The sequence below is a fragment of the uncultured Thermomonas sp. genome (genome assembly GCF_937872235.1).
Taxonomy (GTDB): domain Bacteria; phylum Pseudomonadota; class Gammaproteobacteria; order Xanthomonadales; family Xanthomonadaceae; genus Thermomonas; species Thermomonas beijingensis.
Window position 1 is genome coordinate 1 of sequence record NZ_CALMPC010000041.1, and the last position, 16,352, is coordinate 16,352.

Below are 16,352 nucleotides of genomic sequence, written 5' to 3' on the forward strand. Positions count from 1 at the left end.
GGCATCCACGAATTCGGCATAGGCCTCATCCACCACCACCAATACCGTGGGTGGCACCTTGGCCAAAAATGCAGCGAATGCCGCCTGCGAATACCACGTGCCGGTAGGGTTATTGGGATTGGCCAGATACACCAGCTTGGTCTGCGCAGTGATGGCGGCAAGCAGCGCGTCCAGATCATGCCCGCGCGGCATCGCGTGATTGTTGGGCAAAGCCGGTGCAAGCCGCAGTGCCGCACCTGCGGCCTGCGCCGCCAGCGCATACACCGCAAAGCCATACTGCGCGGCCACCACTTCGTCGCCCGCGCCCGCAAACACTTGCGCAAACTGCATCAGCAATTCGTGGCTGCCATTGCCCAGCACGATATTTGCGGCAGCCACGCCATGCGTGGCCGCCAATGCGCGCTTCAAATCCCCACCCAGTGGATCGGGATAGACATGCGCGCCATCCAGCGCCGCAATGATCGCCTGTTTGGCCAGCCGGCTGGCACCATACGGGTTTTCATTGGAACCCAATTCCAGCAAGGGCTGCGCGGCTTGCCGGCGCAGTGCCACCAGATCGTGACCGGGGTCATACGCACGCAGGCTGCGGATGCCGGCCTGCGCCAGCGCGTTGAAATCAATCATGTGATTGCCACCGGGTACGAGCCCAATACGCGCACTTCATCGCCGTGTTGGCCAATTTCATCCAGCGCGTCTTTCAGTGGCGATTCGTCACAATGGCCGGCGACATCGATGAAAAATGCGTACTGCCATTTATGCCCGTGCTCGGGCCGCGATTCGATCCGGTTCATGCTGATGCCGCGCCGTGCCAGCGGCTCCAGCACGCCATACAACGCACCGGGGCGGTCGCGGATGAACACCAGCAGAGAAGTGCGGTCATTGCCCGATGGCGGGAACGCCTGCCGGCCGATGACGAGGAATCGCGTGGTGTTATCACTGCGGTCTTCAATCGGGCCAGCGATTTTTTTCAGGCCATACACAATCGCGGCGGTTTCGCCGGCAATGGCGGCGGCATCGTCGGCACTGCGTGCGCGGCGCGCGCCTTCGGCATTGCTGGACACCGGGATTTTTTCGACCCCTGGCAGATGTGTACGCGTCCAGCCGCCCGTCTGTGCCAACGCTTGCGGGTGACCAAAAATGCGCTCGACATCCTCCATGCGGCCACTGCGTGACAGCAAGTATTGGTGCACGCGCAGTTCCACTTCACCACAAATGCGCAGCGGCGAGGTGAGGAACAAATCCAACGTCACCTGGATGGTGCCCTGCCCGGAGTTCTCCACCGGCACCACGCCAAAATCGGCATTGCCGGCGGCCACTTCCTGGAACACTTCTTCAATGCTGCCCAGCGGCAAGCCATGCGCCGAGTGACCAAAATGCTTGTACACCGCCTGCTGGCTGAAGGTGCCTTCCGGCCCCAGATAGCCAATCTTCAGCGGCTCTTGCTGGGCCAGGCAGGCCGACATCACTTCGCGGAACAAGCGCACCAGCACATCGTCCGACAGCGGGCCGTCATTGCGGTCCACCACCCGTCGCAATACCTGTGCCTCGCGCTCGGGACGGTAGTAATCCACCGCAGCGGCCAGCTTGCCCTTGGCCTTGCCCACTTGGTGCGCCCAATTGGCGCGCTCGGCAATCAGCGCTTGAATCTGCTGGTCGATGCCGTCGATCTGGGCGCGCACCTGTGACAAATCAGGCTTGGCCTCGACCACGGGGGACGCCTTGGGGGTGCCGGGCTTGCTTGAAGATTTCTTAGCCATGAGCGCTCTGGAACTCCTGCATGAAATTGACCAATGCCTGCACACCGGCTTCGGGCATGGCGTTGTACAGTGATGCACGCATCCCGCCGAGTACACGGTGGCCCTTCAATGCCACCAAGCCGGCTTGCCTGGCATGCTCGAGAAACACCTTGTCCAGCGCGGCATCGTGCAAAAAAAACGGCACATTCATGCGCGAACGCGCAGCGGTGGCCACTTCATTGCGATAAAAGCCGCCAGAGCCATCAATCGCGGCATACAGCAGCGCCGCCTTGCGGGTATTGCGGCGGGCAAATTCGGCCACGCCACCTTCGTCCAACATCCACTGCACCGTCAGGCCCAGCACATACCAATTCCAACTGGGCGGGGTGTTGAGCATCGACTCTGCCTTGGCCTGCGCGGCGTAGTCGAAAATTGGCGCTCGCGGCTGGCCGGCACGCGCCAACAAATCACGTCGCACGATGACAACCGTGATGCCCACCGGCCCCAGATTCTTCTGCGCGCCGGCATACACGATGCCAAAGCGCGAAATATCCAGCGGTTCAGAGGCAATCGACGAACTGAAATCGGCCACCAGCGGCGCGTTATCCACCTCGGGGATTTCGCGCCACTCCACCCCGTGGATGGTTTCGTTGGCGGTGACGTGCACATACGCGGCATCCTTGGATAGCTGCCAGGTGCTACGCGCCGGCACATCCCGAAACCCGCCCGCCTCGCTACTGGCCGCAGTGCGTGCATCGATGCAATGCGCGGCCTGCTTGATCGCGGTCTTGCCCCAGTGGCCGCTGACCACGTAGTCGGCAGCTTGGCCGGGCGCGGCAAAATTCAGTGGTAACAAGGCTTGCACGGTGGTGGCACCACCGGCGGTAAAAATCACCGCATAGTCATCGGGGATGGCCAGCAACGTGCGCAGGTCGGCCTCGGCCTTCTGTGCAACGGCCATAAAATCCGCGCCGCGATGGCTGATTTCCAGAATCGACGCGCCGGTAGTGCCAAACTCCAGCAGCTCCGCCTGCGCTTGGCGCAACACGGATTCGGGCAGCATGGCCGGGCCCGGGGCGAAGTTGTAGGCGCGTGGCATTGGAAGCTCTCAGGGCGGGAAACCCCAAGTATGCCGCAGTGCAGCACGCTTGCGCGTGCGGTTTCCGGCGAAACCGTCCATGACGCTTTGGCATTCCGCCAGAACGTGTATTGCGATCAGAATTTCTCTTGCAGCACCCGCTTGATTTCAGACTCGATCGGGTCTTTGAACATCGCCGCCAGAAACCCCAGCTTGGCGTGCACATGCAGTGCTTGCGCTTGCAATTCGATATGTCCATCAATGCCGGAACGGGTGAAGTTCAGGGTGTCCCCTTCCCAGCCATAATCAACCTGGAAGCGGTCTTGCAGCTTCCTGGCCACCTCCTCGATCGCCTTGCGGGCTTGCGGCATGGGTAGGGAATGGGCATGACGGATATCGATTTTTGACATGGTGGCGGCAAGGTGACGGACAAGCCGCCATTCTGCCGCGTACCAGCCGCCCCGAACAGCCGCCGCTGCACGGCCGAAAATCCTGCCGGAAAAGCTTGCCTCGCATGCTAGATTGCACGGCGATGAATGACCTGTGCCTGCATTTTTGCGATACCTCCCGCCCCGACCTGCCGCTGGATACCGGCGTGCTGGCATTAGGCCGCGGCCCAACAGGGCTGGCACCGATGGCAGCGGATGGCCCGTGGCTGCTGCAACTGTGCAATGACCGCCGCGGCATTTGGCTAACCGTGGCCGAAGGCTTGCGCGGAGTCCACGTCAACGGCCGCCCGGTGTTGCAACTGGCCATGCTGCGGGCGGGTGACAGTGTCCATATCGATGGCCAAGAGCTGCAACTAGTCACCGCAACCCCCGCACCGCTACCTGCTACCGCCGCTAGCCGCGATGACAACGGCACGTTGCGACTGGTGCTGCGCGGTGTTGGCGGCCCGCACCATGGCCGTAGCCTGAGCTTGGAGCGTCCACGCCGGATTGGCAGCGCGGCCAGTACCGACCTGCGCATTGAAGGTCATGGCATTCGCACCGATCTTGCCCGCATTGAAATGGCCGATGGCAAACCCGTCCTGCGCGATGCTGCCACCGGCGTGCGGCTCAACGGCCTGCCGGTTCAACACGCCGTGTTGAAGCCTGGCGATCAATTGTGGTTCGGGCTACAGCATCGGTTCGTGCTGGAAGGCTCCACCACACTGGCCACCGATATTGCCTGCGCGCAGCAGTCACAACGACAGCAAGCCGATGCCCCACCTGCTCCACCCAACGACCGTGGCTGGACAACACGTGTCCCCTGGCTATTGGTAGCGGCATTGCTGATGGCCGCAGCCCTGTCGGCACTCCTAGTCTTTGGTGCCCGCTGAACCAGCTTCAGGCCTTCACCAAGTTCACGCGAAGGGATCGCCTGCCCCTGCAAAAAGCTGCTGCATCACCCGCGTTTCACTGTACTGGATGTCCATCAGAAACGCCCGCGCATCGCCGAGCGCTGCAAATGCAGCAAACCCGCGCTCCAAAAACGATTGCAATTCACCCAATCCCGCCGCACGCGCAGGCAGGCTTGATACACGCAGCAGCATTCCCACGCCAGGCGTGGCCAGTGCAGCAGCCAATCCTTGGCCAACGCCACTGATCAACGCAATCTGATGGGCGCGCAGCCGTCGATGACCCACTGCGCGGTAGGCCTGCGAATAGTCGTTGGTATCCAGCGGAGCACCGACTGTGGCGATTCCCTGCAATGCAGCCGCCATATGCAGATCCAATGCATGACTCAAGGCCGCAAGCTCAATACCATCGGCAATGGTGACCAGCAATTCGATCGGCAACAGGCGCTGCATTTTTGGAATCACTTTGGCGATATCGGCATCACGCTGACTGAAATCACGCTCACCGTACACATCGGTCAGGAAGAAATTAGCCGCCGCATGGCGCTTGGGATCATGTAAAAACCTAGCGAAACTGCGTTGCAAACGTTGCGCCTGCCATTGCTGCAACGGCTTCAGCCAATGCAGCCGATTGCGTGGCTCATGGATCGGATCAAACAACCGCTGGTGGATCTGAAGTTGCCGCGCAAGGCGTGCTTGCAGGTCAGGCCGCATGCTCATGGTCGATAGTGTCGGCGCAGCAGGCGCGTGGACGCAATACTCCAATCCACTCCGTTACACTCCGGTTAGCCCCGCTTTTGCGAGTTACATATGCTGTCACTGCATGCCGCTCACGCACCCAAACCACGTGCACGCCAGTCGCGCATCGGGCTGGCTATCGCCGGCGGCGGCCCGGTCGGCGCGATGTACGAATTGGGTGCACTGCGTGCACTGGATGAAGCTTGCGATGGACTGGATCTCACCCGAATGGATTGCTATGTCGGGGTCAGCTCCGGTGCATTCTTTGCTGCAGGTCTTGCCAACCGCATGGACACCGCCGAACTGTGCAGAATCTTCATCACCGGCGATAGCGAGGATGTGCAATTCCAACCTGAAACGTTCCTAAGCCCGGCATTTGGCGAATACTTGAGCCGGGCCGCATCAATCCCGCGTCTGACTACCCGCTTGCTACGCGACTTGTGGAGCGGTCGCAGTGATTCGCGCTGGTCGGATCTGCTTAACCGGTTCGGCAGTTTGGTACCCACCGGCTTGTTCGACAATCGCGAAGTGGAACGCTTCCTGCGCGATGTATTTACCCGGCAGGGCCGCAGCAACGACTTCCGCAAGCTGGACAGGCCGCTGTACGTCATCGGCGTGGATTTGGACAGCGGAGAAGCGGTGCGTTTCGGGGATGCAGGCTGGGATGGCATCCCGATTTCACGCGCGGTGCAAGCCAGTGCCGCCCTGCCCGGCCTGTACCCGCCAGTGGAAATGCAGGATAAGAGCGGGCGCGTTCGGCACATCGTCGATGGCGCACTGCGCCGCACCATGCACGCCTCGGTGGTGCTGGATCGCGATGTCGATCTGTTGTTGGGCATCAACCCATTGGTGCCCTTCAACCCTGGCGATGACAGCCCCGAAGATGCGAAGCAGCACCGCTGCAGCGATCGCCGGATTGCCGAAGGCGGCTTGCCCGGCGTGCTCTCGCAAACCTTGCGCACCATGCTGCAATCGCGCATGCAGGTTGGCTTGGCGCGCTATCCGCAGCAATATCCCAATATCGACCAAGCGGTGTTTGAACCCAATGCTGCCGACCGCGAGTTGTTCTACACCAACGTGTTCAGTTTCTCGGCACGGCGGCGCATTTCGCAGCTGGCCTATCGCAATACGCTGACCGATTTGCGCCAGCGGCGGAGTGAATTTGAACCGGTACTGGCCAAGCATGGCATCCGTTTGCGCGAAGAGGTGATCGCCGATCGTCCTCGTTCGATCATCGCGCACCTTCCACCTGCACCGCGCTTGACAGACACCACCGCACGCCTGGGCCGAGCACTCGATGAAATCGAACATCGTCTGCAACGTCAGCGCATGGTGTGAATGCTCTAGACAAGCGCACGATTCTTGCGCACAACCACCACGATGCGTCCGATTGACGCGGAGAGAGTACCGGCCATGGCCAAATTGAAAAAGTCCGCCCGCAAGTCCGCTGCCAAACCTGCCAGCAAACCCGCCGGCAAGGCCTCCAGCCGCAAGACCGGTACTGCCAAATCGCAGTCACCGCTTAGCCCGAAGTCGATCACCGAATCGGCACAGCACATTTGGCTGGCCGGCATGGGGGCCTTCAACCGCGCCCAGTCGGAGGGCAGCAAATTGTTCGAAACCTTGGTGCGTGACGGCCTGTCGCTGGAACAAACGGCACGCAAGTTTGCCGGCAGTCGTGCTGGCGTGGTGCGGGATGCCGTGGAAGGCCGCGTTGACCAAGCCCGTGAACGTGCTTCCGACACCTGGGACAAACTGGAAAAAGTCTTTGAAGAACGCGTGCAACGCGCCCTGATCAGGCTGGGCGTGCCCGGCCGCGATGACCTCAATGCCCTGACCCAGCGCGTGGAGCGCCTTACCGCCGAGTTGCGTAAAGCCCCCGCCGGCAAGCCTGCGACCACCAAGGCACCGGCCAAAGCAGCCAAACCTGCAAAGGCAGCCCCCAAGGCGAGGCCGGTAAAACCTGCCAAACCCGACAAGGCTGCCAAGCCCGCGCCTGCGAAGCCGACCAAAGCGGTCAAAGCACCGCGCAAAACCGCCGCCAAGGCGGCTGCTGATAACAACGCGCCAGCAACCGCCGTAGACGCTAGCTGATCGTAGCTAGGGAGCCTCCGAAGAACCCTGCTTTTGCTCGTCATGCACCGCTATTCGGCTGTGCATGACGGCCATTATCAAGACACTTTCCTAGGTGTCCGGGTATTCACCGCTTTATGCGTTGCAGCCGGTATAGTTGCCACCTTCGCTTTTTCGGCGCTAACTGTCCCCATGATCGCAGCCCTCATTGCATTGTGTGTGTTTGCCCTGTCCGGGTTCGGACTGTCATTCTGGCTGCGCCAGAAACAGGATTCCTCGCAGCCCGGAGAAGCCGCGACACGCGGTGCCGAGCAATTGTCCCAGTTGCGCTGGCGTGATTTCGCCAAGCTGGTCTTGCAAGCCATGCAAGGCCGCGGCTACCGTCCGGTCATCGAAGACGGCATGCCCGCGGATGGCATTCCCACCGATGGCAGTGACATCTTGCTGGAACGCGGTGGCGAACGCGCCTTGCTCTCTTGCAAATACGGCACCGGCTCCATCGTGAGCGCGCAATCACTACTGGGGCTTTCCAAATCGGCCAGTCTGCGCGGGGCCGAAAGCGTCATCGTCGTCACTCCCGGCAAGTTCGATGACGAAGCCGAGCGGATCGCTGTTCCACAACACATCGAGCTGATTGACGGTAGCGAATTGTGGCCCGAAGTCAGGCCGTATGTGGCACGCCCGCAAGAACCCACTCCGGTGCCCCCCACCGCCGCATCCAATATCCCCCTGATGGCATGGGGCGGCGCAGCAGTTGCAGGCATCCTGGTCTGGTTCATTGTGCAGGGCCTGCAACCGGATTCCGAAGCCACCAGCCCTGCACTGGCACCGCCTGCAATTACCGCAGCCCCACCGGCATCCGTGCCGCCCGCTGCTGCCACACCGGCTACCACCAAGCCAGTCGCCCCCCCTGCGGCCACCTTCCCCTCCGACCCGGCGGTGATCGAACAGCATCGTCGCGAAACTGCCAATGCCATCTCCACACTGTTCGGTGTTGATCGTGCCCTGTGGTCAACGCAGTCCACCTTGATGGTCTATCTCAGCTCCGAGCAATCCGACCCGGTGAATGAGCTGTGCCCCCTGCTGGAACGCTACCCGGAGCTGGCATCATCGCGCGTGCAGTTGCAGCCGCCGCAGGGCAGTACCAAGGCGGTTCGCTTCAAGCAGTGTCGAACCTACTAACACCCTGCCAGAACCCCTCTCCACAGCAGACCCGGCCACAAGCCAACCCCAGCGGGTTGACTTGTGGCTTCTCGGCCAATCACCAATGCACGCCGCGCATCAATGCCGCAAAAGCGATCTGTTCGTGACTGGGCGCTTCCTCACGCAAGGCCTTCTTGTCACCCTTGGCCGCTGCCGAATCCGGGAATAACTCGAATGCGGTATTCATCACCACTTCATAGGCTTTTGGAGCCACCGCATTGATCAGCGCGCTGAAAATACCCAGCCGGGTAGCAATACGGCTGGGCCGCTCAATGATCCCCTTCACCACCAAATCGGCGGCTTCATCCGGCGACAAGGTGGGCACGCTGTCATACATCTTGGTCGGCGCAATCATCGGCGTTTTTACCAGCGGCATATTGATGGTGGTGAAGCTGATGCCCTTGCCTGATAGTTCGCCCTGCGCGCAGCGACTGAACGCATCCAGCGCCGCCTTCGAGGCTACATAGGCGGAGAAACGCGGCGAATTGGCCAGCACGCCAATCGAGCTGATGTTGATGACGTGGCCGCGCCGCCGTTCCACCATCGTTGGCATGAACCCCATGATCAGGCGGATGCTGCCAAAGTAATTGAGTTGCATGGTGCGCTCGAAATCATGGAAGCGATCGTAGCTGGCTTCAATCGAACGTCGGATGGAACGGCCGGCATTGTTGATCAGCACATCCACGTGCCCGTGTTCTTGCAGGATGGTGGCCACCAAGCGGTCGCAACCGGCCATGTCGGCAAGATCGGCGGTGTAGGCGAAGACTTTGCCACCCGCTTTCTTCATCGCGTCGCGGGCCTTGAATAGCTCTTCTTCGCCGCGCGCCACGATAATCGTGATCGCACCCGCCTCGGCCACCCGCTGCGCGGTGGACAGGCCAATACCCGAAGATCCACCGGTAATCACCACCACCTTGCCCTTGATCTTGCCCTTCAGGCTGCGGTCGATGAACAGGTCGGGATCCAGATGGCGCTCCCAATAGTCCCACAATCGCCATGCGTAATCGTCCAGGCGCGGCACCACAATCCCGCTACCCTTCAGTGCGCGCTCGGTTTCGCGATTGTCAAAACGAGTGGGATAGGTAATGAACTTCAGGGTTTCCTTGGGAATCCTGAAATCACGCAGCAGCATGCCAATGAACCGGCGCACCGGCGGCAACCCACCCACCGCCATGCGCACACTGCCGGGCAGGAAAGCAAACATCCGCGCATCAATGCGCATGGTCATTTCCGGGGCATGACCGGCACGCGCAAAGGTATTGAGCACCTCACCCACCCGCATCGGGTCGGGGTCAGTGAGATGGAAGCAATGACCATCGAGCTTGGGCTTGTGCGCAATGTGATCCATCGCGTCAGCCACATAGTCCACCGGCACGATATTGATGCGCCCCCCCTCGATGCCCAGCGTAGGCATCCACGGCGGCAGCATCTCGCGCAATTTCTTGAGGAAGGTGAAGAAGTAATACGGGCCGTCAATCTTGTCGATGTAGCCGGTCTTGGAATGGCCTACCACCATGCCCGGGCGATAGATCCGCCACTTGATACGCTTTTCGGCGCGCACCAAGCCTTCTGACGCATGCTTGGTGCGCAGATAGGGGTCATCCAGGCCCTCGGCTTCGTCGAACATGTCTTCGCGAAACACGCCCGGGTACAAACCTGCGGCTGCAATTGAACTGGTGTGATGGAAGCATTTCACCTTCAGTGCAACGCCCAAGTCCAGCGCATGTTGGGTGCCATCCACATTGGCTGCTTGCTGGCTCTCTGCAGACGCAGTGACATCGTAAATAGCAGCCAGATGGAAGAAGTGCTGAATCTTGCCGGCCAAGGCGCGCAGTTGTACTGCACTGACCCCGCAGTTGGCGGTGGTCATGTCACCCGCCACCGCGACCACCCGCTTGGGATCCCAGCCGCGCTGTTTCACGACCGCATCAAACTTCTTCATCGACGCCTTACGCACCAGCACATGCACCGTGCCCTTGCGCTTGAGCAAATTGTCGATCAGGTACTGGCCAATGAACCCGGTACCACCCGTGACGAAATAACTCATTGCGCGTCTCCCTGTCAGGCAAAAGTCGGCCGCGTGCGTGCCGTTGCCGCCTACGTTGCCAGAGCTTTGCACACTCCACAATTCCCCGGCGTATTGACCCATGCAGATGTGCATGTTCAGATGACCGCATCCACACAAATTTCCGTGCAAGGGGAACCCACATGGCCGATCTGCAAGCCCTGTTCGAACAAGCCGCCAAGGATGTGCATGCACTGACCGAGCGCCCGGATAACGACACCTTGCTGCGCCTGTACGCGCTGTACAAGCAAGGTGCCGAAGGTGATGTCAGCGGGACCAAACCGGGGTTCTTTGACTTTGTCGGCACCGCAAAATACGAAGCTTGGGCCAAACTCAAGGGCACCTCGCAAGAAGCAGCCAAGCAGAAATACGTGGATTTGGTCAAGAAACTCGGTGCCTGAGCGAACCAAGACGATGGCCCGACAAACCCGCCAGCGCATCCTCGACGCATCGCTTGCGATGTTCAACGCGCAGGGTGAACCCAACGTCACCACCAACCATATTGCCGATGAGCTGGAAATCAGCCCGGGCAATCTGTATTACCACTTCCGCAATAAAGACGACATCATCGAGCAGCTGTTCGCCGGCTACGAAGCGCGGATGGATACCGCGTTGGCCGCACCGGAAGGCCGTCTGCCCGGGCTGGAAGACATCTGGCTGCAATTGCATTTGGTGTTTGAATGCATCTGGGACTACCGCTTCCTGTATCGCGACCTCGTCGACATTCTCAGCCGCAACCGCCGCCTGCGCCTGCGTTTTGCGCGCATCCTCAAACGCGCCGATGAGCAGGCACACACAGTGATGCGTGGCTTGGTGCAGGCCGGCGTGATGCGGGCCTCCGCCGATGAAGTGAACGCCGCCGCCACCAATATCCTGGTGATCGCCACGTTCTGGATGAACTACGCAGCAGCCCGCGGCGACAAGGACGAACGCACCTCGATCCGCGACGGGATCGTACAAGTGATGATGTTGGTGGCCCCGTTCCTGCGCGACGCCGAACGCGTGCATCTGAACACCCTCACCCGCGCCTACATCACCTGAACCAGCGGGTACCACGGCTGCGGTGGCAGCCCCCCCGTGGAGCGGCCGCGAAAGAGTGCGCCCTGCGCACGACTTGTCACCATTGCGTCGCGGCCAGAAGCCGTGTGGAAAAACCGCAAGGGTCAATCGCGTTTGCGACCCAACTTGCGCCGCACCCGCGCCAGAACGCCCAAGCAAGCCAGCCAGACATGGCGTGCAGTGACATCCAACGCCAGTTTGGATGAAGGCTTGATCGCTTTTTTGCCGGACTTGGTCATTACACGACCTCAGAGATACTTAATTGCCAGTGTGCTGGCCTAGGCTTGAGCAATCACACTAGCGCGCACACGAGCCCCCCCTCTTGCCAGAATCCATGCCGCAACGGATGCTGGCACCTTGCATCGTCCTTGCACGCAGCTGCTTTACTACCCACTCACACACCATCATCGAGGCAGTCCATATGGCCAGCAAAAAGAACTCCGCATCCGGATGGGCCGGCTTTCCGCACGATGCCAAGGCATTCGCCTACGCCAGTGAGGCGCTGAAGAAAGCTTGGCCGAAGCTGCATGCCGGTGACTGCGAACCCTATCCCGACAGCAAGCACGCAGCCACGTTACTGAAGTCAGCGGGCAAGGCTGCCCCCAAGCTTGATGCCGATGCACTTGCCGAAGCCTTGCAAGAAGCCTGGCGGGCCTTCCATCACGGTGACTTCAAAACCGCCTTTGATACCGGCGTAGCGTTGGGGCCGGTGGGTGCGTCGGTTGCAGTCAAAGCCTTGGGCATCCATGCCACTTATCTGGTCGATGACGAAGACGAAAAACTCAAGCGCTACGAACACGCCGCCAGCCTTGCCGAAGCCGCCATCAAAGCCCTACCCAACGAAGTCAACAGCCACTACCGCTACGCATTTGCACTAGGCCGCTACAGCCAAGGCCTTTCGATCACCAAAGCACTGAAAATGGGTATCGCCAGTAAAGTGCGCACGGCGCTGGACACCACCTTGGAACTTGCCCCCAAGCACGCCGAAGCGCATACCGCGCTGGCGGTGTATCACGCCGAAATCATCAACAAAATCGGCGCGATGATCGGCGGCCTGACCTATGGCGCCAAAGCTGGGGCAGCAGACAAACACATCAAAGAAGCGCTCAAATTGACCCCCGCTTCGCCGATTGCCCATATCGAACACGGCAATGTGCTGTTACTGCTGGATGAGACTCGCAACGAAGACGCCGCCGCCAATGCCTATGAAAAAGCCAGCAAGTGCAAGCCGCTGGATGCAATGGAGGCCCTGGATGCCGCTTGGGCGGCAAGTCAGCTGGAATAGCCCGCAGTGCCACAATCTGCAATCAAGTGTTGCGTTGCTCGCCGTCCAAGCCAGCTGTCTTGGATTCTGTGCTTGGTGGTGGCTGCCGGCGGAAACCTCGAAACAGCGCCACCGCGCGCGCGCGGTTGGCAGTCAACGCATACCAGCCCAGACACATCGCGACAAACCCTGCAAGCAACACCGGGTAGGGCAGCCAATGGGTGCGGATCAACAACGCGACCCCCAATCCACACGCAAGGCTGAACATTGCCAAGTACACCGCCGCCCGCGTCGGCCCGAACCCGGCATCCAACAGGATGTGGTGAATATGGTCGCGCCCGGCCGCGAAGGGCGAGCGCCCCTGCCGTAATCTGCGCACGCTCACCACCAGACAATCCATGACCGGGATGGGCAACAACCACAGGGCCAATACCGGATTGACTGGATGTCCCGGGTTCTGGGTCAGGCGAAAGCTGATCCAGGCAATGACCAGCCCCAACAGTGCACTTCCCGCATTCCCCAAAAACACTTTGGCGCGTGGCCGCCATGGCAGCCGTATGTTCCAAGCCAAAAATCCTGCCAGTGCCCCGCACAGCACCGATAAGCGCGATGCCAGCACATCGTTGCCGGCATACACCGCCGCCGCCGCCAGCATCGTCAGCGCCGCCAACCCCAACAATCCAGCCAAACCGTCCGCACCATCAATCATGTTCATCGCATTGATGATGCCGATGGTCGCCACAATGGTGAACGGCACGGAGAGCCAACCCAAGGCCAGCGAATCCAGCCCAAACGCTGGCCCCAATTGCTCCACCCGCACCCCACCCCAAAAAATGATCAGCAAGGTTGCCAGGGCTTGGATCAGTATGCGCGTGTACCAGCGCATGTCATACAGGTCGTCATACACCCCCATCGCCACCAACAATCCTGCCGCCGCAAGAAACGCTTGCAGCGATGTGCCGCTCCTTTGGATAAATACAAAAGCAATCGCGCAACCAATCAGGATAGCCAGCCCACCGGTGACCGGGGTTGGGTTGGCATGATCCTTGCGCCCTTTGGGGTGGTCCAGCAGGTTCAATTTGGCAGCGAATGGCTGCAACAGATACAACACCAGTGAAGTAATCACCAGTGCCAACACCCCTGCCCGAAAGTCTAGCCCCAACCAAATCATGCACACCCCACCCAAGGTCAGCCGACACGATGCAGAAACTCGGTGCAACTGGCAAGCAGCGTTACCACTTCTCGTTGGCATTCAGCTTGCGGAGCATCGTTCGAATTGCCGCACCAATACTGGTGCCCTACATCCCCAACACGGACGCTGTGCGCTGTGGCTTCAAAGCGGTGCACGAATCCCTGCCGCAACACGGGTACCCAGCCACACCAACAACAGCCCCAGCACCAGCGTGGTCCCCAGGTACGCCAACGCCACGGGGCTGCGCGGCCCACGCGACAACAAAAGCACTTCCAACATCAGCGACGAATACGTGGTGAGCCCACCCAGCACGCCCACAATCAGGAAGGCGCGCCAATACAGTGCCTGCGGGCCACGGCCTTCCAACCACACCGCCAGAAAACCGATTGCGAACGAGCCAATCAAGTTGGCCGCCAGCGTGCCCCACGGAATGCCCTCGCCCAGCCGCCGCAACAGTACGCCGCCCAGCCAATAGCGGCCACCCGCGCCCAATGCACCCCCACACATCACCAGTGCCAATTGCTGCCACCAAAGACTCATGCCTGCCCCTTCTTGCCGGCCTGCTGGCCACTGCGTGCTTGCGTACGCGCTGCACGCAAGGTATCCAGTTTTTCTTTCAGCTTGATTTCCAACCCACGTGGCACCGGTTGGTAGTACACGCGCTCGCCCATGGCATCGGGAAACCCGGTTTGCTCCAACGCCACACCGCCGGCCACATCGTGGTCGTACTGGTAGCCTTTGCCGTAATCCAGCGACTTCATCAGCTTGGTGGGTGCATTGCGAATATGCAGCGGCACCTCTTGCGTACCGTACTCGCGCACATCCTTGCGCGCTGCATTCCACGCTTTATACGCCGCATTGGATTTGGCGGTACTGGCCAGATAAATGGTCAATTGCGCCAGCGCCAGCTCGCCTTCGGGCGCACCCAGCCGGTCAAAGGTCTCCCATGCATCAATCGCCATTTGCAAGGCGCGGGGGTCGGCCAGGCCGATGTCTTCCACCGCCATCCGTGTCAGCCGTCGCGCCAGATAAGCCGGGTCGCAGCCGCCATCCAGCATCCGCGCCAACCAATACACGGCGGCATCGGGGTTGGAGCTGCGCACGGTCTTGTGCAGGGCAGAAATCTGGTCATAAAACTGCTCGCCACCTTTGTCGAAACGACGGCTACGGTCGGCCAGCACTTGGTGCAGGCTGGCTTCGGTAATCTGGCCGTGCTCGCCCTGTGCGATATCGGCAGCGATTTCCAGCAAGGTCAGCGCACGCCGCACATCGCCATCGGCGGCGCTGGCAATATCTGCAAGCGCGGCGTCGGTGATCACCAATCCGCGTCCACCCAGCCCCTGCGTGTCATCGCCAAGCGCGTGCCGCAGGGCGATGGCGATGTCTTCGGCCGACACTGCCTCCAGCACATGCACGCGGCAGCGAGAGAGCAAGGCCGAGTTCAATTCGAACGACGGGTTCTCGGTGGTCGCCCCCACGAACACGATCGTGCCGCGTTCGATATGCGGCAAAAACGCATCCTGCTGCACCTTGTTGAAGCGGTGTACCTCATCGACAAACAACAAGGTGCGCTGGCCCGCGTCAAACCGCGCCTGCGCTGCTGCCAACACCTCGCGCACTTGCGGCAGGCCCGAGAGTACCGCCGAGATCGCCACGAATTCGGCCTGCGCATGCTGTGCCAACAACAGCGCCAACGTGGTCTTGCCGCAACCAGGTGGCCCCCACAAGATCATCGAATGCACATGCCCGGCTTCAATCGCACGGCGCAGTGCCGAACCCTCGGCCAGCAAACGGCGCTGGCCTACCATCTGCGCCAGCGTGCGCGGGCGCATGCGCTCGGCCAATGGGCGCAGCGCCTCAACGGCACCTGCAGCGCCAAGCAGGTCAGCAGTGTGGGAGGGTGTGTGCGGCGCAGACATGGGTAGATTCTAAGCGACGATGCTGCGCGCCGCGCCGCGTCAATCCGCCGTGTGCCACATCACCCGCCAATCACATCCACGCCCTTGGCAGGCACATAGGTAAACGTGCCCTTGGCAAATACCGGGTTGCGCTTCCAGCTGGTGAAGGCAATGGTCGTGCGCTGACCCAGTGCATCGGTGTACTCCATGTGCACCAGTTGACCCTGCGCAAACCCCAGGCGTGCGGATTTGAAACCTGCATCGGCATTGCGCGGGGTGATGTCCAGCCACTCCACCCCGGCTTGCACCGGGCTTTCCTTGACCATGAAGTCATGTACCAGCCGTGCCGGCGTCAACAACAATGCCAGCGGGCTGTTGGCTTCTTCCACACCCTGCGCACGTTTGGTGGCTTGGTTCAGATCGGGTTCGTACACCCAGACTGTGTTGCCATCGGCCACCACCAGTTGCGCATAGGGTTTGATGTATTCCCAGCGCAATTGGTTGGGTGCAGACAACGCAACCCGCCCGCTGCTGCTTTCCTTCTGCTTCCCGCGGACGTCAAAGACTTGTTGGCTGAATTGGCCATCCAGTCCCTTCAAGCCTTTGCTGAAGGCATCAAGCGCATCACGCGCACCGGCATTGGCACCATTGGCCACCAGCAACAAAGCGGCGGCGATGAGGGGTGACACAATTTTCATCGGAAATTC

18 protein-coding genes are annotated in these 16,352 nt (G+C 60.7%); 7 read left to right on the forward strand and 11 right to left on the reverse strand.

Annotated elements, in window-relative coordinates; translation table 11 throughout:
- The 4 genes from QWB57_RS03360 to QWB57_RS03375 form a co-directional block, all read right to left on the reverse strand.
- On the reverse strand, positions 1–624 hold a 624-nt coding region (locus QWB57_RS03360; RefSeq protein WP_288968329.1), incomplete at its 3' end, for an aminotransferase class I/II-fold pyridoxal phosphate-dependent enzyme.
- Entirely contained in the window at positions 621–1,757 is a 1,137-nt protein-coding gene (gene pheA, locus QWB57_RS03365) for a prephenate dehydratase (RefSeq protein ID WP_288968330.1), read from the reverse strand. The genes pheA and QWB57_RS03360, both read right to left, overlap by 4 nt.
- A complete protein-coding gene (serC, locus tag QWB57_RS03370; protein ID WP_223627408.1) occupies positions 1,750–2,835 on the reverse strand; it encodes a 3-phosphoserine/phosphohydroxythreonine transaminase in 1,086 nt (361 codons plus the stop codon). The genes pheA and serC overlap by 8 nt, the downstream gene beginning before the upstream one ends.
- A 116-nt stretch (positions 2,836–2,951) precedes the next feature.
- Complete coding sequence (locus QWB57_RS03375; RefSeq protein WP_223627406.1) at positions 2,952–3,224, reverse strand: polyhydroxyalkanoic acid system family protein; 273 nt, start codon at positions 3,222–3,224, stop codon at positions 2,952–2,954.
- Between the two features lie 122 nt (positions 3,225–3,346).
- On the opposite strand from QWB57_RS03375, the gene QWB57_RS03380 reads away from it, so the two are divergent.
- Complete coding sequence (locus QWB57_RS03380) at positions 3,347–4,135, forward strand: FHA domain-containing protein (protein WP_223627404.1); 789 nt, start codon at positions 3,347–3,349, stop codon at positions 4,133–4,135.
- 24 nt (positions 4,136–4,159) lie between these two features.
- On the opposite strand, the gene QWB57_RS03385 is transcribed toward QWB57_RS03380, so the two are convergent.
- Positions 4,160–4,873: a hypothetical protein gene (locus QWB57_RS03385; RefSeq protein WP_223627401.1), complete on the reverse strand. Its 714-nt coding sequence runs from the start codon at positions 4,871–4,873 to the stop codon at positions 4,160–4,162.
- Between the two features lie 90 nt (positions 4,874–4,963).
- Here QWB57_RS03385 and QWB57_RS03390 point away from each other — a divergent pair, with 90 nt between their 5' ends.
- From QWB57_RS03390 to QWB57_RS03400, 3 genes are all read left to right on the forward strand, one after another.
- Positions 4,964–6,229 carry a patatin-like phospholipase family protein gene (locus QWB57_RS03390; RefSeq protein ID WP_288968333.1) on the forward strand — a complete coding sequence of 422 codons (1,266 nt, stop codon included), beginning with the start codon at positions 4,964–4,966 and terminating at the stop codon, positions 6,227–6,229.
- A gap of 75 nt (positions 6,230–6,304) precedes the next feature.
- Positions 6,305–6,985, forward strand: coding sequence for a phasin family protein (locus QWB57_RS03395; protein ID WP_223627397.1), 681 nt, complete (start codon positions 6,305–6,307; stop codon positions 6,983–6,985).
- Positions 6,986–7,156: 171 nt separating this feature from the next.
- A complete protein-coding gene (locus QWB57_RS03400) occupies positions 7,157–8,146 on the forward strand; it encodes a restriction endonuclease (protein WP_288968334.1) in 990 nt (329 codons plus the stop codon).
- 79 nt (positions 8,147–8,225) lie between these two features.
- Here QWB57_RS03400 and QWB57_RS03405 read toward each other — a convergent pair whose 3' ends face one another.
- On the reverse strand, positions 8,226–10,214 hold the full coding sequence (locus QWB57_RS03405; RefSeq protein WP_288968335.1) for an SDR family oxidoreductase: 1,989 nt from the start codon (positions 10,212–10,214) through the stop codon (positions 8,226–8,228).
- Positions 10,215–10,375: 161 nt separating this feature from the next.
- Here QWB57_RS03405 and QWB57_RS03410 point away from each other — a divergent pair, with 161 nt between their 5' ends.
- Positions 10,376–10,633: an acyl-CoA-binding protein gene (locus QWB57_RS03410; RefSeq protein ID WP_223627391.1), complete on the forward strand. Its 258-nt coding sequence runs from the start codon at positions 10,376–10,378 to the stop codon at positions 10,631–10,633.
- A 13-nt stretch (positions 10,634–10,646) separates the two neighbouring features.
- Positions 10,647–11,273: a TetR/AcrR family transcriptional regulator gene (locus QWB57_RS03415; RefSeq protein WP_223627389.1), complete on the forward strand. Its 627-nt coding sequence runs from the start codon at positions 10,647–10,649 to the stop codon at positions 11,271–11,273.
- 122 nt (positions 11,274–11,395) lie between these two features.
- Here the strand turns inward: QWB57_RS03415 and QWB57_RS03420 are convergent, their stop codons facing one another.
- Positions 11,396–11,530: a hypothetical protein gene (locus tag QWB57_RS03420; protein ID WP_288968336.1), complete on the reverse strand. Its 135-nt coding sequence runs from the start codon at positions 11,528–11,530 to the stop codon at positions 11,396–11,398.
- A gap of 182 nt (positions 11,531–11,712) precedes the next feature.
- On the opposite strand from QWB57_RS03420, the gene QWB57_RS03425 reads away from it, so the two are divergent.
- Positions 11,713–12,576: a hypothetical protein gene (locus tag QWB57_RS03425; RefSeq protein WP_288968338.1), complete on the forward strand. Its 864-nt coding sequence runs from the start codon at positions 11,713–11,715 to the stop codon at positions 12,574–12,576.
- A gap of 22 nt (positions 12,577–12,598) precedes the next feature.
- Here QWB57_RS03425 and QWB57_RS03430 read toward each other — a convergent pair whose 3' ends face one another.
- From QWB57_RS03430 to lolA, 4 genes are all read right to left on the reverse strand, one after another.
- Positions 12,599–13,726 carry an MraY family glycosyltransferase gene (locus tag QWB57_RS03430; protein WP_288968339.1) on the reverse strand — a complete coding sequence of 376 codons (1,128 nt, stop codon included), beginning with the start codon at positions 13,724–13,726 and terminating at the stop codon, positions 12,599–12,601.
- A gap of 162 nt (positions 13,727–13,888) precedes the next feature.
- Complete coding sequence (crcB, locus tag QWB57_RS03435; RefSeq protein ID WP_223627382.1) at positions 13,889–14,287, reverse strand: fluoride efflux transporter CrcB; 399 nt, start codon at positions 14,285–14,287, stop codon at positions 13,889–13,891.
- On the reverse strand, positions 14,284–15,579 hold the full coding sequence (locus tag QWB57_RS03440; protein ID WP_223627749.1) for a replication-associated recombination protein A: 1,296 nt from the start codon (positions 15,577–15,579) through the stop codon (positions 14,284–14,286). Before QWB57_RS03440 ends, crcB begins: the two co-directional genes overlap by 4 nt.
- Before the next feature lie 146 nt (positions 15,580–15,725).
- Complete coding sequence (gene lolA / locus QWB57_RS03445) at positions 15,726–16,343, reverse strand: outer membrane lipoprotein chaperone LolA (RefSeq protein WP_223627380.1); 618 nt, start codon at positions 16,341–16,343, stop codon at positions 15,726–15,728.
- Positions 16,344–16,352: the final 9 nt, after the last annotated feature.